This is a genomic window from Neisseria arctica, assembly GCF_022870905.1.
Lineage (GTDB): Bacteria > Pseudomonadota > Gammaproteobacteria > Burkholderiales > Neisseriaceae > Neisseria > Neisseria arctica.
Window position 1 is genome coordinate 1,993,540 of sequence record NZ_CP091510.1, and the last position, 19,677, is coordinate 2,013,216.

Here is a 19,677-nt window from a genome sequence, read left to right on the forward strand (position 1 = left end):
TTGCTACAATAGAAAACTATTTTGATTATTTTTAAAGCCGTCTGAAAACAAGACTCCGGATTATACGCATGACTTCAAATTCCTCCTCGAATAAAAGCTGGCTGACTGCCGCGGCTGCCTATACTGACCGCCGTGCAGTAACTTTGTTTTTTCTCGGTTTCTCTGCCGGCATCCCGATTCTGCTGATTTTTTCCAGCCTGTCTCTTTGGCTGAGAGAGGCCGGAGTGGACCGTAGTACGGTAACCATGTTCAGCTGGGCGGCTTTGGCATATTCTTTCAAGTTTGTGTGGGCTCCGCTGATTGATTCTTTACCGCTACCGCTTCTGACCAAATTATTAGGGCGGCGTCGCGGTTGGCTGCTGGCTTCTCAGTGTGCGATTGTCGCAGCGATTTGCTGTATGGCTTTGGTAAACCCTGTCAATGAAACGGCACTAATTTATATGGCTGCTGCTGCCGTATTGCTCGGCTTTTCATCTGCTACCCAAGATATTGTGATTGACGCTTACCGTATCGAAGCCTCGGCAGACAATGTCGCCATGCAGTCGGTAACGGCGGCTACTTATAATGCGGGTTACCGCCTCGGCATGGTTGTCGCCGGCGCAGGAGCTTTATTTTTAGCGGCAAAATTAGGCTCTCACGAAAAAGCTTATGTTTATGAAGCTTGGCAGCAAACTTATTTCATTATGGCAGCCGTGATGGGGGTGGGTATTTTCACTACATTGCTCACACGGGAGCCGGAAAGTTCGCAAAAGATTACACCTGCCCGCCCTGCGGGCGAGAATCTACGCTTGATGCTATTGTTTACCGTATCGATTGCTGCTTTTGTGGCCGTATTTTCTACAATCGGCAGTGTATTACCTTCTTCAGACGGCATTTTCACCAGTTTTTTGCTTGAAGCGGTACGCCTATTATTATCTACGGCTGCGGCAGTAGCGGTGGGAACAGCCATTGTGAAAAGCGGTTTGGTTCCGAAGTCGCTGGCGGTTGCAACTTGGATAGAACCTGTGGCCGACTTTTTCCGCCGCTATGGTTCTTCGGCATTATGGTTGCTGGCCTTAATCGGGATATACCGTATTTCGGATATTGTGGCCGGCGTGATTTCCAATGTGTTTTATCAAGACATGGGATTTAGCAAAGAAGAAATCGCTGCTGCGGTAAAAACATTCGGTGTATTGATGGCTATCGGCGGCGGCTTTTTGGGTGGTTTGCTCTCACAAAAATTTTCATTAATGAAAATGATGATGCTGGGAGCCATATTGGCTGCTGCAACTAATCTGTTGTTTATTGCATTGGCCTATCGCGGACATGATGTCGCCTTTATGTATCTGGCCGTCGGTTTCGATAACTTAGCGGCTGGCTTGGCCGGTGCGGTTTTTATCGCTTTTTTGTCTGCCCTTACCAATATCCGCTTTACCGCCGTGCAATATGCCATTTTCAGCTCTTTAATGACATTACTGCCCAAAACACTAGGCGGATATTCGGGCGCAATGGTTGATAAAATAGGCTATCCGGGCTTTTTTATGTTTACGGCTCTAATCGGTCTGCCGGTATTGCTGTTGGTTTATGTGGTAGACAAAAAAATTTACCGCAACCAATCTCAGCACTAACTGTAATATCTACATACTACTATTGATTTTTAATATGCCCGGCCACACTAAGTGGTAATCTATCCCAATCAATATAGGAAAGTTCAACCTCTACTATGAGCCATACCGTTCATTTGAAATTCGATGATATCGACAATACTGTTTTACAGCGTCTCTGCGGCCCTCTCGACAGCCATCTTCAAACATTAGGCAAGGCTTTGAATATCCAAATCAGCCGACGCTTCAGTGATTTCACCTTTCTGGGCGAACTGGCTCATGCGGGAAGAGAAGCCCTTTTGGCTCTGGCTGATGTCGCTGAAAAAGGCGAATTGAGTGAAAATGATATCCGTCTGGCTGCGGTAGAAGCCAAAACGCGTGATTCCGATTTCGAACCGAAAAAATACGACCATCAATATTACTTCCGTACCAAACGCGGCAGCATCGGAGGCCGTACGCCACGCCAAAACGGATACATCCGTGCTCTGCTGAATCATGATGTTGTTTTCGGCCTTGGCCCCGCAGGCACGGGGAAAACCTATCTGGCCGTAGCCGCTGCCGTGGATGCGATGGAAAAACACCAAGTCGAACGGATTGTTTTGGTGCGCCCTGCCGTAGAGGCCGGAGAAAAACTGGGATTCCTCCCCGGCGATTTGGCACAAAAAGTCGATCCCTATCTGCGGCCGCTTTACGATGCCCTTTACGATCTGATGGGATTTGACCGTGTTACCAAGCTGATGGAAAAAGGGTTGATTGAAATCGCCCCGTTAGCTTATATGCGCGGACGTACTCTCAATGGTGCTTATGTGATTCTAGACGAAGCGCAAAACACCACGCCCGAGCAAATGAAAATGTTTCTTACCCGCATCGGTTTCGGTGCCAAAGCCGTAATTACAGGCGACCTCAGCCAAATCGATTTGCCTAAGCATATCAAATCCGGCTTAAAAGATGCCAAAGAGAAACTGTGTGATGTTGAAGGATTATATTTCCATACATTCACCAGTGAAGATGTTGTGCGTCATCCGTTGGTACAGAAAATTGTCGAAGCTTACGATGCTGCCGATGAAGCAGAACAAGCCGTCTGAAAAGGAATAAAATATGGGGGTTTTGCTGCAGATATTAGTTTTACTCGTTGCCGTAGAACATCTGCTGATCATGTGGCTTGAGATGAGCCTGCCGTCTCGCCGTGCCGAGCGTGCTTTCGGCATCAGCTTGGAAAAACAAAAGCAGCGCGAAATCCGTACACTATTCGCCAATCAAGGACTCTACAACGGATTTTTGGCGGCTGGACTTATATGGAGCCTGCTCGCTCCACCCGAACTGGCGCGGCCACTACAGCTCTTCTTTCTCGGTTGTGTATTGATTGCCGCCATATTCGGTGCATTAACGTCGAGTAAAAAAATCCTGCTTGTACAAGGCTTGCCTGCCCTTTCGGCCATCTTGGTTTGGCTACTCCAATGAAAACCATAGTGCAACATCTAAATCAATACTGCTGAAAAATCAGGCAAATATATTATGTAATTTTCCCGGCTTTCAGTATGATTTGAATATTATTCCGATAGAAAAATGTCATGACTTTCACTACCATTATCAGTATCGCCCTCGGCATAGGTTTGGCCGCAAGTTCCGGCTTTCGCGTATTCCTCCCTCTATTTGCTCTAAGCCTTTCCGCCTATTTCGGCCTATGGCCGGTTAATGAAAACTGGCAATGGTTAGCCTCCACCCCAGCACTGATTATTTTAGGCGTAGCTACCATTGCGGAAATAGCCGCCTACCTCATTCCCTTTATCGACAATCTACTTGATACTTTAGCCGTTCCTCTCGCCGGTCTGGCCGGTACGGCCGTGATGGCTTCCACTACTGCCGATCTGAGTCCTGCCGTTACTTGGACTCTTGCCATTATTGCAGGAGGCGGGGCCGCAGCCGCAATTAAAGGTACGGCTGCGACGGGGCGGGCGGCAAGCACCGTTACCACCGGCGGCATTGCCAACCCTATCGTGTCGGTAGCCGAAACCGGTACCGCACTATTTCTCACTATACTCAGCTTGTTTTTGCCGTTTCTAGCCGTTGCACTCAGCTTAATAATTGTATTTTGGGCATGGCGAAAATACCGCAATTACCAACGGGGCAAACAACCTGCTCTTCCTAACGTATAACCCACACCGTTAAATAAAAAAATAGAAATAAGCCGTCTGAAAATCATGAAAGCAGCCAAACGTTACCCTTTTTTAGCCTTACAGCAGCAACGTCTGCAACTACACTTTGCCAACCATTCCAGTATTACCGACATTCCAAGCGAACGCAGCTTCTACCGCTGGATCTGGCAAGCATTGAAAAACGAGTACAGACAAGCCGAAATCAGCCTGATTTTTCTTGATGAAGCAGAGGCGCGCGCCTACAACCGAGACTATCGCGGGAAAGACTATGCAACCAATATCCTTAGCTTTGCGCTGAACGAAGGCGAGCAACTGTTCGGACAGCACGAAAGCAGCCTCCAAGGCGACTTAGTTATCTGCCCGCAAGTGGTATTAAAAGAAGCCGTCGAACAAAACAAAACACCTGAGCAACATTTTGCCCACCTTGCACTACACGGCACGCTGCATCTAATGGGATACGACCATATCGAAGATGAAGAAGCCGAAATCATGGAGGGGCTTGAAATCCGACTCATGAATCAGTTAGCATACCCTAACCCTTACGCACAAGATGGAATTTGAATATGGACGACAGCCCGTCGAAGCCCAATTTTTTTGAACGCTTGATTAGCCGCCTTTCAGGCGATGCACCCGAAACCTCAGCCGAAGTACTGGATATTCTTCGCCAGGCACACGCACAATCGGTTTTCGATACCGATACGCTCCTAAGGTTGGAAAAAGTCCTAGATTTTACAGGCTTAGAAGTGCGCGACGCCATGATTACGCGCAGCCAAATGGACGTAATTAAGGCGGAAGACAGTATCGAGCGAATCATTGCCTATGCTGTAGAAACCGCCCATTCCCGCTTCCCTGTTATCGGTGAAGATAAAGATGAAATCCTCGGTATCCTACATGCCAAAGACCTGCTCAAATATACCCTTAACCCGGAGCAGTTCAATTTACAGGCTATTTTGCGCCCGGCCGTATTTGTGCCTGAAAGTAAGTCATTGAATTTGCTATTGAAAGAATTTCGTGAACAACGCAACCACATGGCTCTCGTAGTAGACGAATATGGCGGTACTTCAGGTTTGGTAACCTTTGAAGATGTGATCGAACAAATTATCGGTGATATCGAAGATGAGTTTGACGAAGACGATAGCGCCGATAATATTTTCCCGGTATCGGCCGAACGCTGGCGTATCAATGCCGTTACCGAAATCGAAGATATCAATGAATACTTCGGCACCCAATACAGTAACGAAGAGGTAGATACCATAGGCGGCTTGGTTATCCAAGAGCTCGGCCACTTGCCCGTGCGCGGTGAGAAAGTTGCAATCGGCAATTTGCAATTTACAGTGGCCCGAGCCGACAAACGCCGGCTTCACACCTTAATGGCTACCCGTATCAAATAAAGTTTACCTTTATTATAAAAATGCCGTCTGAAACTTTTCAGACGGCATTTGATTTTCAAGCAAATGAATATTTAATACATACCTTCACGCTCTTCACGCATGCTGATATAAATATTTTTCACTTGGGTATACGCAGCCAACATCATTTTATGGTTTTCACGCCCGATACCCGAAGTTTTATAGCCGCCAAACGGTGCGCCCGCAGGCAAACGGTTATAGCAATTCACCCACATACGGCCGGTTTGAACCGCTTTTGCCACCCGCAACGCACGGTTGATATTCAACGACCATACTGCGCCGCCCAAACCATATTCACTGTCGTTGGCCAAGGCAATCACTTCTTCTTCGGTTTTGAATTTAATCACGGTTGCCACCGGTCCGAAAATTTCTTCTTGAGCAATACGGTTATCATTACTGTCGGCGGCAATCAAAGTCGGTTCGACAAACGCACCTTGCCCTAAAGCACCATCTTCGATTTTCTTACCACCGGTAATGATACGCGCGCCTTCTTGCTCGCCGATTTTCACATATTTCAAAATCGTTTCCAGTTGGCCGACACTCACTTGCGCCCCCATTTGGGTATCATCTTCCCAAGGCAGGCCAACTTTCACTTTTTTAAATTCTTCTGCCAAAGCGGCAACAAATTTATCGTAAATGCCTTCCTGTACGAAAATACGCGAACCGGCACAGCATACTTGCCCTTGGTTAAACAAAATACCTTTTTGGGCACCTTCCAGAGCTTTGTCAAACGGCATATCGTCAAAGAAAATATTCGCCGACTTACCGCCTAGCTCCAAAGTTGCGGGAATCAGCATTTCAGCAGCGGCGATACCGATATGCCGGCCGATTTCGGTAGAACCGGTAAATGCCAGCTTATTAAATCCGGGGTGATGCAGCATATATTCGCCCGACTTAGAGCCTTTGCCGGTGATGATGTTCAATACGCCTTTGGGCAACAGGTGATTAATTTTTTGGGCAAAAGACAACAAGCTCAGTGAGGTGCTCGAAGAAGGATGAATCACAATGGTACAGCCGGCCGCCAATGCGGGGGCAATTTTCCAAGCCGCCATCAAGAAGGGGAAGTTCCACGGAATAATTTGGCCGACAACACCGATAGGCTCACGCAATACAATGGAAATATCTTCGCTACCGATTTCGTTAACACTACCTTCTTCGGCCAAGATGACTCCTGCAAAATAGCGGAAATGTTCGGCAGCCAAAGGAATATCCGCTGCACGGGTCTCACGAATCGGCTTACCGTTATCCAAAGTTTCCTGTAAAGCAAATTCTTCCGCATGCTCTTCAATCACATCAGCAATTTTGTTCAAAATCGCACTGCGTTCGTAAACCGTAGTATGCCGCCAGCTCTTTAAAGCTTCTTGGGCAGCTGCCACTGCCGCGTCAACATCTTCATTACTGGCATCGATAAAAGTTGCCAAAGGCTCATTATTGGCAGGGTTATACGAAGTCAGCGTCTCTCCTTTGCTGCCGTTCGTCCACTCGCCGTTAATCAGCAAACCGTATGCTTTGTCGAATACGTTCAAATCTTTTGCCACGATACTACTCCTTCCATTCTGTTGATGAACCCGTGCTTAAGGCCGGTAGTACTTCTATATTTGACACTTTGATAAAACAAGGGAAAATCCGCTTACCAACGTTCAAAACCGCTGCGGCTATCCAACCGTTGAAATATACGGTGTAATTTCAGTCTAGACCGAATCGCTTTGCTTTTCAAGCATTACAAGTGTTGCTTAATTACATACAAACATTTGATTTATGAAATATTATTTACCACCAAGGCTGTAAATTGCAGGCTATGTCTTGTACCCGGCCATCTATGCGGTAAGGTACGACACCTAATAAAGGTGCGGCAATTTTACTTTGTAAAGTTTTTATATAGTCTGCCAACCGGTGCGGCTGCTCATTAATGCAATTGCCCACCCACCCGACCAATGGTAAACCTGAGCGGCAAACAGACTCTGCCGTCAATAGTGCATGATTGATGCACCCGAGCTTCATACCTACCACTAAGATCACTGGCAACTGCTCGCAAACCACCCAGTCAGAAAAATCCGCCTGCATACTTAAAGGCGTATGCCAACCGCCTGCGCCCTCTACCAACACCATGTCAACCTGCTCTTTTAGGCTGTATAGTCCAGAGCTGATACGCTGCATATCGATTTCCACTCCACTATCTGCCGCTGCCAAATGTGGCGCAGTTGCTTCGGCAAATGTATAAATATTGTGCCGGCTATAGTCGAACAACGGATATGATGCCCGCTGCAAGGCCAAAACATCCGTATTCAATCCGTTTTTTTCCACACCTGAAGCAATCGGTTTATAACCAACAGCCTTTAACCCACTGTTCCGAGCCAAATACAACATTGCTTCTGTACAAAAAGTTTTACCCACCTCGGTATCCGTACCGGTAACAAAATAAGCTGAGTTCATGTTCAGACGGCCTTTTCAAAATTAATACTTCATTTTTAGTATATCGTCGCCACAATGTCAAAACGGCCTGAGACATAACTCAGGCCGTCTGAAATTTATAAAATATTGTTACTGCAATTGCCCGCTTGCCCGCTTGGCTTTGAAATCCTTGGTTTCATTTACAATAACTTTAGAGAGCAAGAGTAAGGCAACCAAATTGGGAATCGCCATCAAACCATTGAACGTATCAGCTGCCGACCATACCAAATCAAGGCTGACAACTGTTCCCAACATAACCGATGCTACATAAATTACCCGGTAAATGCCGATGAAGCCGTCTCCAAAAACATAAGCCGCACATTTCTCGCCATAGTAACACCAGCCGAGAATGGTAGAATATGCAAAGAAAATCAAGCCGATCGTAACAATCCAACCACCCGGACCGGGTAGCATATTGTTAAAAGTATGGGTAGTCAAAGCCGCACCGGTTTGATCAGCCGGGCTAAAGCTGCCCATTTGCCCCATAACCAATACGATACCGGTAATCGAACATACGATGATAGTATCCAAAAAAGTACCCGTCATTGATACTAAAGCTTGGCGGACAGGGTGGTCGGTTTTAGCAGCTGCTGCAGCAATTGGTGCCGAGCCCATACCTGCTTCATTGGAGAATACACCGCGGGCCACACCGTAACGAATCGCCGCACCGGCCATACCGCCAGCGGCGGCGCTAAAATTAAATGCTTCGGTTAAAATCTTTTCAATTGCCGGAACCAGCATATCCGCATGCAGGAAGATAATCAGCAATCCGCCCAATACATAGAAAATAGCCATAAACGGTACAATTACCGAAGCCACTTTGGCAATACTTTTAATACCGCCCAAAATCACGATAGCAGTTAATGCCGTCAGAAAGATGCCACTGATCCACGGTTCAATGTGAAAGCTGCTTTGGATAGATTGGGCGACTGAGTTCGATTGAACCGAGCTACCAATACCAAATGAAGCAATCGTACCGAATAAAGCAAACAGCATGGCCATCCACTTCATATTCAAACCACGCTCTATGTAATACATCGGACCACCGGACATTTCACCTTTTCGGTTAACTGTACGGTATTTAACTGCCAGCACACCTTCGCCATATTTGGTAGCCATACCAAAAATAGCCGTAATCCACATCCAGAATACTGCCCCCGGCCCTCCTAATACAACAGCCGTAGCCACACCTGCGATATTACCTGTACCGATAGTCGCCGAAAGCGCAGTCATCAATGCACCAAAATGCGAAACGTCACCTTCATGGTCGCTGCCGTCCGCTTTCTTTTTGTGCGGCATAAAAGCTTGCTTCAACGCATATCCGAGCATGCTGAATTGCAAACCTTTCAGCATAACGGTCAGCAATACGCCCGTACCTACCAGCAAAACCAGCATGGCAGGTCCCCATACCCAGCCTCCTAAAGTATCAAAAAATTCTTTTAATGCTTCCATATGCTCCTCAATATTTCTTGATAAATTGTCGACAATAACACCTCAATAAGGTAGCATTTCACCATACCAAGTTAAGAAATACAAGCTTAAGTTAAGGAAACGATACAACTTATGATAAAACATTCACTACTAAACGATTTTTACAGCCACCCCAAAGCAGCCAGTATCTATTCATATGGATATTAATATCCTATCCATTTCTGCTACCCCGAAATATGGAATACCATATTTTTTCACACCCAAACAAACCATTCTATAAATTAAAAAAAGCCGCCTGAACCCTAACCTTTATCCGGTTTTTCAGACAGCTTTTAATAGTTAATCAACTGATTTAATGCAAAATAAATTCTGCTTTTAAATCAAATTTTGGAATGGGGACAGAAAAATAATCACCTTTATCATCTTCAAACTCATAATAACCCTGCATACTTCCCCAAGGTGTTCTCAGATGGGCACCACTACTATATTCAAAAGTATCGCCTGGATAGAGTATGGGCTGCTCTCCTACAACACCGACACCAGAAACCTTTTCAACATCCCCGTGCGCATCAGTTATTTCCCAATAGCGCTTACGTAAGGTAACCACCTCTTCCCCAAAATTTTGAATGACAATATGATAGCTGAAAACATATTTATCATTCATCACACTACTATGATCAGCCATATAATCAGGTGTTACATTAATTTTTATTGCATGACTATCCCGCATTTACTCACCCCGCAGCTTTAAAACCATATTTGCGCCACATTCAACACCAACACAGTAAATAAAGCAGCAATAAAATCATCCAACATAATACCGAAGCCGCCATGCACGCGGGCATCAAACCATTTAATCGGCCATGGCTTGAGCGCATCAAATACTCTGAACAAAATAAATGCTACCAGCCACCATCCCCAATAAAAAGGAATGAATGCCAGCACCAGCATCATACCGACGATTTCATCCCAAACAATACCGCCATAATCCTGTATCCCCAGCTCGGCTTCAGTCTGTCGGCATATATAAATTCCCCAAACAAATAATATGGCGCAAAATATTGCCATCCCCCAACCCGAAACACCTATAAGGTGAAGTAAGAAAGCCATTGGCAATGCAGGTAATGTACCAAACGTACCCGGTGCAACCGGAGCCAAACCGCTACCAAAACCAAAGCCCAACAAACAAATTGGCCTAGATTTCAACCATGTGAAAGAAGGTTTAATTTTATCCAAAATGATCAAATCCCAAAGAGTCTAAAACTACTACCTGCCCATTTGCATCAGTTATCAGCAAATTACAACCTTCTGTAATTTTACCGATACATGTTACTTGTGTGTTGCTTTTACGGGCGGCAGCCATGACATCATCCCTTTTATTTTGCGGAGCACAAAACACCAATTCATAATCATCTCCACCAGCCAATATATATTCATATAAAACAGCAGGTGGCACACTATCTTTCAACAAAGAAAAAGTTGGAATTGCATCGGCAAAAATATGCGCCCCTACACCGGAGGCCTTCAAAATATGACCAATATCTTGAGCCAAGCCGTCTGAAACATCTTGTGCTGCACTGGCTACTGATAATAAAGATTGCCCTAAAGCCACTCTAGGTATCGGCCGCAAACGTACTTGTTCGCAAACTTTAAATACTTCAGGCGGTAATACTATTTTTTCCCAATGATGATTTAATGCTGCAGCAGCCAAGCCTAAATGCCCAGATACCCAAATATCGTCACCTACTTTTGTACCGCTACGTTTTAAAGCCTGATTTTGAGGCAACTCTCCAATGATACTAACATTAAAGACATAACTACCTTTGGTTGTATCACCGCCAATCAATGTGATATTAAATTCCTCTGCCAAGTGAAATAGGCTGTTACAGAAAGCACCTAGCCAATTCTCATCCAAAACCGGCAAAGCCGCACTTAAAAGCACCCACCTTGGTTTAGCCCCCATCGCAGCCATATCAGAAATATTAACGGCCAAAATTTTATACGCTAAATCCGCTGGATCTACATCTTCAAAAAAGTGCCTGCCAGCCAACAGCATATCGCTACTAAAACATAAATCAAACCCTGGTCGCGGACGAACAATAGCAGCATCATCACCTATACCCAATAAAACCTCGGGGTCATTTGCTCGCCTGAGTAAATACTGCCGGATAAAATCGAACTCTTTCATCTACTATGCCGGATTAAATAATAGGTTTTATTATAGCCAAGAAAATAAATCCGCCATAGCCATATACCTTTCGTGGCTAACTAACTGCCAGTTTATATACTATAAAATATACCTCTTACCCTTTGACCAATAATACTAAATATTCCATAAGGATCCATCTCAAAATTTAAATGGGGAAAATATTATTTTCTGTCATATCTTATTTAAAAGCCGAATTTCTTAAAAAATAATATGGGTGCAACAGGATTATATGATGGCATAAATTTTAAGCAAAGAACTCAAAATGAAATATTAATTACTCCGCTTTTATTAAAACCAGCAATTTTATTCACCTCACTACAATTGTAGTTAATTAGGTAATAAAAAAGCCCCGTTAAACGCGGGGCTTTCTGAATCAGGTAAAACCTTTATCAATTACGGACGGGTGTAACCGTGAATTGAAGATGCTGGGCCGGGAATCCAACCTTCTTCAGTAGCGGGACGCTCACCTTCAACTTGACCCGGAGCTACTTGGCGAGTAACCAAGGTACGGATCTTAACGTCTACACGGCGATCAGGCTCGATACAAGCGATCAGAGCAGCACGTTTCTTAGCACGAGAAACTTTAGCACCCAATTTAGCTACTTCAGCTTCACAAGTAGCAGTCATACGTGCTTGAGATTCACCCAAACCAACAGCAGTTACTTTAGTAGAAGCAACACCACGGTTAACCAAGTAGTTGGCTACAACGTTAGCACGACGCTCAGACAGAGCTTGGTTGTAAGCATCAGAACCCATGAAGTCGGTATGGCCTTCAACACGTACGGCTTCTACGTTAGTATTGCTCAAGCGTTGAGCCAATGCATTCAAGGTTTCAGTAGCTTCCGGACGCAGAGTATCGCGGTCAAAACCAAATAATGTTTGTGCAGACAGAGCTACAGTCTCATCAGCATACTCGGGGGCGACATTAACCGGGGTAGCGTCACCACACTCAATACGGCCTTGACTTGCTTTGTCCAAGTAGGTGTTTTGCCAGCATTCACCGTAGCTGTTGCGTACAATAGTTTGCTCGCGGTCAACGGTGTAACCGTGTTTAGTATGCGCTTCGCTAGCCATTGCAGTGCCTGAAGCAACCAGAGCAACGAACAAGGCGCTTAATTTAAGCTGTTTGGTCATTTTATTCCCTCATCAAAAATTGTTATGCAACGGAAACTTAGGTGCTGCCGCTACAAATCACCAATACAGGCCGCTGTATCAATTACAAACGGCGGCAAATCGGATATATCAGGTTTGCACTATAAAAAGGTCAAAGCAAACTGTCAATAGCGCGCTAACTGAAAACAACCGACAAACGGCCTGCTTCCTACCTATCAATCATGCCGAAAAATCAAACCCGTGTCATTTATTTACAACCAAAACACTACCCCTTTCATAGACAAGTTGCGCAAAAGCAACAACAAAACAATATATTGGTATGAATCTATACTTAGTGCAGTTTAATTTAACTTTTAAAAACAATTCACTTCAAAGTACAGAGAGTATACTCCCGCTTACAGATAGAAATATGTTACATTTATCTTAGTATTTGTCGTACAAATCCTACATATTTCCCGCCGACCACTCTATTTATTTATTGCCATGAAATTACAACAATTACGCTATGTTTTGGAAGTTTATAAACATAATTTGAATGTTTCCGAAGCTGCCGAAGCTCTTTTTACTTCACAGCCAGGTATTTCCAAACAAATACGCTTATTAGAGGACGAACTCGGTATCCAAATATTTATCCGCAGTGGGAAACGGGTAGTTTCGGTTTCCCAACCGGGAAAAGCCGTATTGGAGCTGGCAGAAAAAATATTGCATGATGTACAGAATATTAAAAATATCGGAAATGAATTTACAGATCAAAATACGGGTTCTTTAACAATAGCCACTACACATACGCAAGCACGCTATGTACTGCCGCCGATCGTAGCGAAATTTGTCGAACGCTATCCCAAAGTACAGCTCAGTATCCGCCAAGGTAACCCTCACTCAATATCGCAAATGGTTGCGAGCGGAGAGGCGGACTTTGCCATTGCAACCGAATCCCTTGAGGAACATACCGATTTACGTAAACTTCCTTGCTCAGAATGGACCCACGCAGTGATTGTACCTAAAGAGCATGCCCTACTTGACCTACAACGCCCTTTAACTCTCGAAGACCTTTCGACATATCCTCTAATTACTTATGAATTTGCCTTTAATAACGGTAGCAGCATAGCCCGTGCTTTCCAAAAAGCATATATTGAACCGCCTAAGGTTGCTCTTTCTTCCGCAGACACAGATGTTTTAAAAACTTATGTTAACTTGGGACTCGGTATCGGCTTAATGGCGAAAATAGCATTTGATCCCGAGCATGACCACACTCTACGTATGATTCCCGTAGATCATTTGTTCGAACCATCTTCAACTTACATAGCACTGCGTCCTGATACATATTTGCGCGGTTATACTTACGATTTTATTAATATATTTTCTTCCCCGCTAACTCGCCAAAAAATTGACCAAATTCTCTATGCTCCGATAGAAGAAGACTTCTCCATTTAGTTTCAAACAAGCATCAAAACTGATTAATTAATGATATTAGGATACGAAACCTTACAAATATATCAAACAGGCCGTCTGAAAGTTCAGACGGCCTGTTTGATATTTAAGCTATATTTATTTTTGTCAGAAAGCTTTTGGATTTTTACTTGAGCACCACTTTATTTAACCCTGTCAAACCGCATGTTCCGCACCATATACCATTTGCTTGAGTACTTGGGGTTTTAAAATTTGAATATGTTTATGCTCAACCAAAATCCAGCCTTCATGATGAAATTTCGATAAAGTTCTGCTCACTGTTTCTAATTTTAATCCCAGATAACTACCAATTTCCTCACGCGACATCCGCAAAATAAAATCATTGGCCGCAAAACCTCGGGAGTAAAGCCTGCTTGACAAATTTAATAAAAAAGCAGCCAACCGCTCTTCAGCACGCATATTCCCAAGCAATAGCATTACTCCTTGATCACGTACAATTTCACGGCTCATCAAACGGAAAAAATGAGTCTGCAAGCTGGGGATTCTTTGACCTAACATTTCCATATGGGCAAACGGGAGCTCGCATACTTCGCTATCTTCTAATGCGACGGCATCACAACTATGTACATGCGAACAAATACCGTCCATACCGATCAACTCACCCGACATAAAAAAACCGGTTACTTGATCGCGGCCATCTTGGCTGGCTACGGTTGTTTTAAAAAAGCCGGTACGTATAGCAAACAAAGAAGCAAAAGGCTCGCCTGCCCGAAATAAAAACTCGCCTTTTTTCAAGCGGCGGCTTTGTTTGATCACAGCATCAAGCTGCTCAAATTCAGTCGGCATCAACCCCACAGGCAAACACAGTTCACGCAGAGAACAGGTCGAACACAATGCTTTCATTTGATTTTGAGTGGTGTGTGCAGACATAATTTCTTCTAGGCTTTATAGCCTTTAAACCCTTTAAAATTAGAGTGATTGACTCAAATCAAGACATCATCATCTTGGTTGGCACATTCTACCAAACATCCGTAAAATTGCCCAATCCGCTATCACGGCGTCCGATTATTGTAACACACCCTTTTATAAAAGCCGCCACATGAAAACCATACCTATACACACCAGCCAAGAACCGGAGTTTAACCGCGAACTAATTGCCAGCCTACCTGCCAGCGGCCCCCGCTACACCTCTTATCCTACGGCAGACCGCTTCCATAGCGGCTTCGGCGAGTCTGATTACCTACAAGCGTTACAGCAGCGCAATACCGGAGCACTCAATAAACCTTTATCCCTATATATACACATACCTTTTTGCAATACCATTTGCTATTACTGCGGTTGTAACAAAATTATCACAAAAGATAAAACACGTGCCGACGCATATATAGAATACCTAGAAAAAGAAATGGCTCTATTGTCCCCGCATCTCAATGGGAAGCTTCCACTGGCACAGCTCCATTTTGGCGGCGGCACACCCACCTTCTTAGACGATGACCAGCTGGAACGTGTTTTCGACATGATACGGCGCCACTTTCAATTACTGCCGAACGGTGAGTATTCAATCGAAATAGACCCAAGGAAGGTCAGCCGGGAAACCGTCTTTCATCTGGGACGCCTCGGTTTCAACCGTATGAGTGTCGGTATTCAGGATTTCGATCCCAAAGTACAACAAGCCGTCAACCGCATCCAAACTGTTGAGGAAACCCGTGAAGTCATCGAAGCAGCGCGCGAAGCAGGATTCAAATCTGTTAGTGTTGATTTAATATATGGTTTGCCATATCAATCGCTTGAAAGCATCAAACCCACTATCGATACGGTTTTAACACTTGATCCGGACCGACTGGCACTTTACCACTACGCACACCTACCTCATATTTTTAAACCTCAACGCCGTATCGACACTGAGAGCGTACCAGGCAGCGAAGAGAAGCTTGATATACTTCAATACGCCGTACAAACCCTTACTCGGAAAGGTTATACCTTTATCGGTATGGATCATTTTGCCAAACCCAATGACGAATTAGCTATCGCCCTGCGTGAAGGCTGGCTTCAACGCAATTTCCAAGGTTATTCTACCTATGCGGACTGCGACTTAATTGCCATTGGCGTTTCCAGTATCGGTAAAATCGGCAATACTTATGTTCAAAACGAACGTGATATTGATGCCTATTACAACGCTATCGACAATGGTCGTTTACCCGTTATGCGCGGTTACCGCCTCAACCGTGACGACATTCTGCGTCGAAATATTATTCAAGATCTAATGTGCCGATTCTCACTTGATTTTCAAACATATGAAAGTTTGTTCGGTATTCCGTTCAAACAATATTTCTCAGAAGAATTGTCCGATTTACTAAACTTGGCCGAACGCGGCCTAATAATACTCAAACCTCAAGGTTTGACCGTCACGCCCAAAGGCCGCTTTGTGATCCGCAATATCGCCATGGTTTTCGATTATCATCTGCGCCATAAAGAAACAGCTGCAAAATATTCACAGACGGTTTAACCACATAAATAAAAAGGCTGCCTTCATGATGGACAGCCTTTTTATTTATAAATACAGGTTTTCCAATCAACCCACCTAAAAAATATAAATACATAAGAATTAACTTAATAAAAAATAACCACTTAAAAATAAATCAATAATTTTACAAAGATATAAAATATAAGCTAACGGAGAACAGCATTTTATTATGTTAGCCTGTTTGTTTTTTGATATATTTATCTAGCATTATTATCCGGTTAGACTTTAAAATGAAAAAATTCTTACTGATTACATTATTAAGCGGCTTCTCAACCATGGCCGCAGCAGAGGGACTGTATATCCAAGGTGAACTTGGCACATCTCGGTTGGTGTTAAAAGCAGACAATCAAAATCATAAAGATACTGTCACTAATACGCGTATTTCTGTAGGTAAAAGCTTCGGCAATGCCCGTTACGCACTCGATTACACCCATTTTGGGAAAGTAAAATTCCACCTCTAATGCTTATTCATCCACTCAAGGGGATTTAAGCGTACAAGGTACTGGCATCTCGGCAATTTATGATGCGCACAATCAAACTGCCTTAACACCTTATGTGGGTATTCGTGCAGGCGCCAATCGTCTAAGCGGCAATATTGAAAACCGTACCAATAATAGCTCTTACAGCTATTCAGAGACCAATACCCGTTTGGGGATTGGTTTGCTGGCGGGCGTACAATATCAAATTAATGATCAACTGGCATTCAATGTTGGCACAGAGTATAACTATCTAGGCAAGCTGGATGGTGATAAATATCCTACAAAAGTACATCAATACGGCGCACTCGCAGGTTTGCGTTATAGCTTCTAAACCAAGCATACAGCAATAACCATAAAAAATGAAAGGCCGTCTGAAAAGTTTCAGACGGCCTTCTTTTATCATTGCCATGTTGCTCAAACAACCGACAACATTTATTATCAAAAGAATATAAATCATATTAACAAATGGGTTGCCTAAAACATGCAAAATATTACCGACTATGTACGCAATACCGCGACAGCAGCCAAAACCGCATTTTACCGATTGGCGTCCTGCTCATCAGCCGAAAAAAATTACGCACTTTTACGCATGGCCGAATTGATTCAGATAAATCAAGCAAATATCTTAGCTGCAAATGCCAAAGATATGGCAGCAGCAACTGAAAAAGGTCTCGATACCCCACTATTAGAAAGGCTAAGGCTCACAGAAAAAACCGTAGAGAGCATGTGCGAAGGCTTACGACAAATTGCAGCGCTACCCGATCCAGTCGGTGAAATGGATGAATTTCGCACCCGGCCCAATGGCCTACAAATTGGCAAAATGCGCGTACCTCTTGGAGTTATCGGAATAATTTACGAATCGCGCCCTAATGTAACTGTCGACGCTGCCGCATTATGCCTAAAGTCGGGCAATGCCTGCATATTGCGCGGAGGCAGTGAAGCCTTTAACTGCAATCTGGAAATCTACCGGATTATCCGACAGGCATTACGTGAAAGCACACTGCCCGAAGATGCCGTCCGCCTAATCGAAAATACGAATAGAGAAAGTGTCGGCGCCATGCTGCAGAGTCCCGATTTGATTGATGTTATTATTCCTCGCGGAGGAAAAGCATTGGTAGCGCGTATTAGTGCGGAAGCACGCGTTCCAGTCATTAAACACCTAGACGGCATATGCCACACTTATATTGACCAAGCAGCCGACACGGAAAAAGCAGTCAATATAGCCTTCAATGCGAAAACCTCTCGTTACGGCACCTGTAATACGATGGAAACCCTTTTGATACACCAAAGCCGTGCTGCTGAAATCTTGCCTCTACTAGCAAAAAAATATAAAGAAAAACAAGTAGAATTACGTGCCTGCCCCCGTACATTAGAGATTCTGCCCAATGCAGTGGCCGCCACCGAAGAAGATTGGAACACCGAATACCTCGCACCCATTTTATCTATTAAAATTGTTGACAATATATATGAAGCAATACAACATATAAACACGCATGGCAGCCATCATACCGATAGCATCGTTACCGAAAACTATACTGATGCCCAACTATTCTTGCGTATGGTAGACAGCTCCAGTGTAATAGTAAACGCATCAACCCGTTTTGCCGATGGCTTTGAATACGGCCTAGGTGCAGAAATCGGCATTTCCACTGATAAAATCCATGTACGAGGGCCTGTCGGGTTACACGGCTTAACAAGCCAAAAATGGATTGTTTTAGGTACTGGGCAAATCAGAACCTAAATTAGCAAGCCTCTACAAAGCAATTGTGCAGAAATCGACTTTTTCAGACGGCATTTAGCGAATAAACAATAAATACAAGAGCATAAATCCATCTAAAAATACGCGTAATTTTGCATACCTTTTCTGAAATCAGACTATGCTAGCCACCTGATTTTTGCGAAAATACATGAAGTTTGAAATCCTAGAATAACCATATCATACTAGTAAAAGAGGAAAACCAGTGAAACGTATTTTTCTGTTTCTTGCCACTAATATCGCTGTTCTTGTCGTTATCAGCATCATTCTGAGTGTTCTCGGTGTTAGCAGTAACCCGGATCAATTAGGAAGCCTGCTCATCTACTCCGCCGTTATTGGTTTTACCGGCTCAATTATCTCTTTGCTGACCTCTAAAATGGTTGCGAAACGTTCCGTAGGCGCAGAGGTAATTACGCAACCTCAAAACGAAGTTGAAGCTTGGCTTTTACAAACTGTTCAAAACCAAGCTCGCCAATGGAACTTAAAAACTCCCGAGGTAGCCATTTACCACTCACCCGAGCCTAATGCATTTGCTACCGGCCCCAGTAAAAATAATTCCTTGGTTGCAGTAAGTACCGGCCTGTTAGACAGTATGACTCGAGATGAAGTAGAGGCCGTTCTAGCTCATGAAATGGCTCACGTCGGCAACGGCGATATGGTAACGCTTACCCTAATCCAAGGCGTAGTCAATACTTTTGTCGTATTTTTAGCACGCATTGTTTCCAGCATGGTTGCTCGAAACGACAATGGAGAAGTATCTCAAGGTACATATTTTATGGTGAGTATGGTTCTCCAAATCGTTTTTGGTTTCTTAGCCAGTATCATTGTTATGTGGTTTAGCCGCCAACGTGAATATCGTGCGGATGCAGGTGCTGCAAAGCTAGTAGGTGCTCCTAAAATGATTTCAGCCCTACAACGCCTGAAAGGCAACCCAAGTGATCTGCCTAAAGAAATGACAGCAATGGGTATCGCCAGTGAAGCTAAAGATTCTTTGCTGTCTACCCACCCGAGCTTGGATAACCGTATTGCACGCCTAAAGCAAATGTAATATTTATCTTCAAGTATTTAAACCATAAACAATGCCGTCTGAAATTTCAGACGGCATTGTTTTTTTAATTTATACAGGCCGTCTAAACTTTTAATTTGGTCCTTAACA

At 44.1% G+C, this 19,677-nt stretch carries 19 protein-coding genes and 1 pseudogene; 12 read left to right on the plus strand and 8 right to left on the minus strand.

All coding sequences use genetic code 11. From position 1 onward, the window contains the following. Nucleotides 1-68: 68 nt before the first annotated feature. From LVJ86_RS09225 to LVJ86_RS09250, 6 genes are all read left to right on the plus strand, one after another. Nucleotides 69-1,607: an AmpG family muropeptide MFS transporter gene (locus LVJ86_RS09225; protein ID WP_047761407.1), complete on the plus strand. Its 1,539-nt coding sequence runs from the start codon at nt 69-71 to the stop codon at nt 1,605-1,607. A 95-nt stretch (nt 1,608-1,702) separates the two neighbouring features. Next, nucleotides 1,703-2,668, plus strand: coding sequence for a PhoH family protein (locus LVJ86_RS09230; protein WP_047761408.1), 966 nt, complete (start codon nt 1,703-1,705; stop codon nt 2,666-2,668). A gap of 13 nt (nt 2,669-2,681) precedes the next feature. Next, nucleotides 2,682-3,044: a DUF1304 domain-containing protein gene (locus LVJ86_RS09235; protein ID WP_047761409.1), complete on the plus strand. Its 363-nt coding sequence runs from the start codon at nt 2,682-2,684 to the stop codon at nt 3,042-3,044. A 110-nt stretch (nt 3,045-3,154) separates the two neighbouring features. Next, nucleotides 3,155-3,739: a DUF4126 domain-containing protein gene (locus LVJ86_RS09240; RefSeq protein ID WP_047761410.1), complete on the plus strand. Its 585-nt coding sequence runs from the start codon at nt 3,155-3,157 to the stop codon at nt 3,737-3,739. A 45-nt stretch (nt 3,740-3,784) separates the two neighbouring features. Beyond that, a complete protein-coding gene (ybeY, locus tag LVJ86_RS09245; protein WP_047761411.1) occupies nt 3,785-4,300 on the plus strand; it encodes an rRNA maturation RNase YbeY in 516 nt (171 codons plus the stop codon). A gap of 2 nt (nt 4,301-4,302) precedes the next feature. Continuing rightward, complete coding sequence (locus tag LVJ86_RS09250) at nt 4,303-5,130, plus strand: CorC family transporter (protein WP_047761412.1); 828 nt, start codon at nt 4,303-4,305, stop codon at nt 5,128-5,130. A 71-nt stretch (nt 5,131-5,201) separates the two neighbouring features. On the opposite strand, the gene LVJ86_RS09255 is transcribed toward LVJ86_RS09250, so the two are convergent. From LVJ86_RS09255 to LVJ86_RS09285, 7 genes are all read right to left on the minus strand, one after another. Further along, nucleotides 5,202-6,686, minus strand: a complete 1,485-nt coding sequence (locus tag LVJ86_RS09255; RefSeq protein WP_047761413.1) for an aldehyde dehydrogenase family protein — start codon at nt 6,684-6,686, stop codon at nt 5,202-5,204. 232 nt (nt 6,687-6,918) lie between these two features. Next, nucleotides 6,919-7,581: a dethiobiotin synthase gene (gene bioD / locus LVJ86_RS09260; protein ID WP_047761414.1), complete on the minus strand. Its 663-nt coding sequence runs from the start codon at nt 7,579-7,581 to the stop codon at nt 6,919-6,921. Nucleotides 7,582-7,689: 108 nt separating this feature from the next. Further along, nucleotides 7,690-9,051, minus strand: a complete 1,362-nt coding sequence (locus tag LVJ86_RS09265) for an alanine/glycine:cation symporter family protein (protein ID WP_047761415.1) — start codon at nt 9,049-9,051, stop codon at nt 7,690-7,692. A gap of 331 nt (nt 9,052-9,382) precedes the next feature. Continuing rightward, nucleotides 9,383-9,760, minus strand: coding sequence for a Co2+/Mg2+ efflux protein ApaG (gene apaG, locus LVJ86_RS09270; protein ID WP_047761416.1), 378 nt, complete (start codon nt 9,758-9,760; stop codon nt 9,383-9,385). Nucleotides 9,761-9,777: 17 nt separating this feature from the next. Continuing rightward, nucleotides 9,778-10,266, minus strand: coding sequence for a phosphatidylglycerophosphatase A family protein (locus LVJ86_RS09275; RefSeq protein ID WP_047761444.1), 489 nt, complete (start codon nt 10,264-10,266; stop codon nt 9,778-9,780). Continuing rightward, nucleotides 10,259-11,218, minus strand: a complete 960-nt coding sequence (gene thiL, locus LVJ86_RS09280) for a thiamine-phosphate kinase (protein WP_047761417.1) — start codon at nt 11,216-11,218, stop codon at nt 10,259-10,261. The genes LVJ86_RS09275 and thiL overlap by 8 nt, the downstream gene beginning before the upstream one ends. Before the next feature lie 414 nt (nt 11,219-11,632). Continuing rightward, a complete protein-coding gene (locus LVJ86_RS09285; RefSeq protein WP_047761418.1) occupies nt 11,633-12,373 on the minus strand; it encodes an OmpA family protein in 741 nt (246 codons plus the stop codon). 462 nt (nt 12,374-12,835) lie between these two features. Here LVJ86_RS09285 and LVJ86_RS09290 point away from each other — a divergent pair, with 462 nt between their 5' ends. Beyond that, nucleotides 12,836-13,786: a CysB family HTH-type transcriptional regulator gene (locus tag LVJ86_RS09290; protein ID WP_047761419.1), complete on the plus strand. Its 951-nt coding sequence runs from the start codon at nt 12,836-12,838 to the stop codon at nt 13,784-13,786. A 171-nt stretch (nt 13,787-13,957) separates the two neighbouring features. Here LVJ86_RS09290 and fnr read toward each other — a convergent pair whose 3' ends face one another. After that, entirely contained in the window at nt 13,958-14,692 is a 735-nt protein-coding gene (gene fnr, locus LVJ86_RS09295) for a fumarate/nitrate reduction transcriptional regulator Fnr (protein ID WP_047761420.1), read from the minus strand. Between the two features lie 169 nt (nt 14,693-14,861). On the opposite strand from fnr, the gene hemN reads away from it, so the two are divergent. From hemN to htpX, 5 genes and pseudogenes are all read left to right on the plus strand, one after another. After that, a complete protein-coding gene (gene hemN / locus LVJ86_RS09300) occupies nt 14,862-16,268 on the plus strand; it encodes an oxygen-independent coproporphyrinogen III oxidase (RefSeq protein WP_047761421.1) in 1,407 nt (468 codons plus the stop codon). Between the two features lie 248 nt (nt 16,269-16,516). After that, nucleotides 16,517-16,747, plus strand: coding sequence for a hypothetical protein (locus tag LVJ86_RS09305; RefSeq protein ID WP_047761422.1), 231 nt, complete (start codon nt 16,517-16,519; stop codon nt 16,745-16,747). A 10-nt stretch (nt 16,748-16,757) separates the two neighbouring features. Next, nucleotides 16,758-17,096: pseudogene (locus tag LVJ86_RS09310) on the plus strand (opacity family porin); the annotation flags it as partial. A 150-nt stretch (nt 17,097-17,246) separates the two neighbouring features. Then, nucleotides 17,247-18,506: a glutamate-5-semialdehyde dehydrogenase gene (locus LVJ86_RS09315; RefSeq protein WP_047761423.1), complete on the plus strand. Its 1,260-nt coding sequence runs from the start codon at nt 17,247-17,249 to the stop codon at nt 18,504-18,506. 220 nt (nt 18,507-18,726) lie between these two features. Further along, entirely contained in the window at nt 18,727-19,569 is an 843-nt protein-coding gene (gene htpX / locus LVJ86_RS09320; protein WP_047761424.1) for a protease HtpX, read from the plus strand. Nucleotides 19,570-19,677: the final 108 nt, after the last annotated feature.

What these genes read in the sequence shown, in the direction of transcription:
- ybeY (WP_047761411.1), top strand. Translation starts at nt 3,785, where the DNA reads ATGAAAGCAGCCAAACGTTACCCTTTTTTAGCCTTACAGCAGCAACGT.
- hemN (WP_047761421.1), top strand. Translation starts at nt 14,862, where the DNA reads ATGAAAACCATACCTATACACACCAGCCAAGAACCGGAGTTTAACCGC.
- LVJ86_RS09290 (WP_047761419.1), top strand. Translation starts at nt 12,836, where the DNA reads ATGAAATTACAACAATTACGCTATGTTTTGGAAGTTTATAAACATAAT.
- thiL (WP_047761417.1), bottom strand. Translation starts at nt 11,218, where the DNA reads ATGAAAGAGTTCGATTTTATCCGGCAGTATTTACTCAGGCGAGCAAAT.
- LVJ86_RS09235 (WP_047761409.1), top strand. Translation starts at nt 2,682, where the DNA reads ATGGGGGTTTTGCTGCAGATATTAGTTTTACTCGTTGCCGTAGAACAT.
- LVJ86_RS09250 (WP_047761412.1), top strand. Translation starts at nt 4,303, where the DNA reads ATGGACGACAGCCCGTCGAAGCCCAATTTTTTTGAACGCTTGATTAGC.
- LVJ86_RS09225 (WP_047761407.1), top strand. Translation starts at nt 69, where the DNA reads ATGACTTCAAATTCCTCCTCGAATAAAAGCTGGCTGACTGCCGCGGCT.
- apaG (WP_047761416.1), bottom strand. Translation starts at nt 9,760, where the DNA reads ATGCGGGATAGTCATGCAATAAAAATTAATGTAACACCTGATTATATG.
- LVJ86_RS09305 (WP_047761422.1), top strand. Translation starts at nt 16,517, where the DNA reads ATGAAAAAATTCTTACTGATTACATTATTAAGCGGCTTCTCAACCATG.
- fnr (WP_047761420.1), bottom strand. Translation starts at nt 14,692, where the DNA reads ATGTCTGCACACACCACTCAAAATCAAATGAAAGCATTGTGTTCGACC.
- LVJ86_RS09265 (WP_047761415.1), bottom strand. Translation starts at nt 9,051, where the DNA reads ATGGAAGCATTAAAAGAATTTTTTGATACTTTAGGAGGCTGGGTATGG.
- bioD (WP_047761414.1), bottom strand. Translation starts at nt 7,581, where the DNA reads ATGAACTCAGCTTATTTTGTTACCGGTACGGATACCGAGGTGGGTAAA.
- LVJ86_RS09285 (WP_047761418.1), bottom strand. Translation starts at nt 12,373, where the DNA reads ATGACCAAACAGCTTAAATTAAGCGCCTTGTTCGTTGCTCTGGTTGCT.
- LVJ86_RS09315 (WP_047761423.1), top strand. Translation starts at nt 17,247, where the DNA reads ATGCAAAATATTACCGACTATGTACGCAATACCGCGACAGCAGCCAAA.
- LVJ86_RS09240 (WP_047761410.1), top strand. Translation starts at nt 3,155, where the DNA reads ATGACTTTCACTACCATTATCAGTATCGCCCTCGGCATAGGTTTGGCC.
- LVJ86_RS09230 (WP_047761408.1), top strand. Translation starts at nt 1,703, where the DNA reads ATGAGCCATACCGTTCATTTGAAATTCGATGATATCGACAATACTGTT.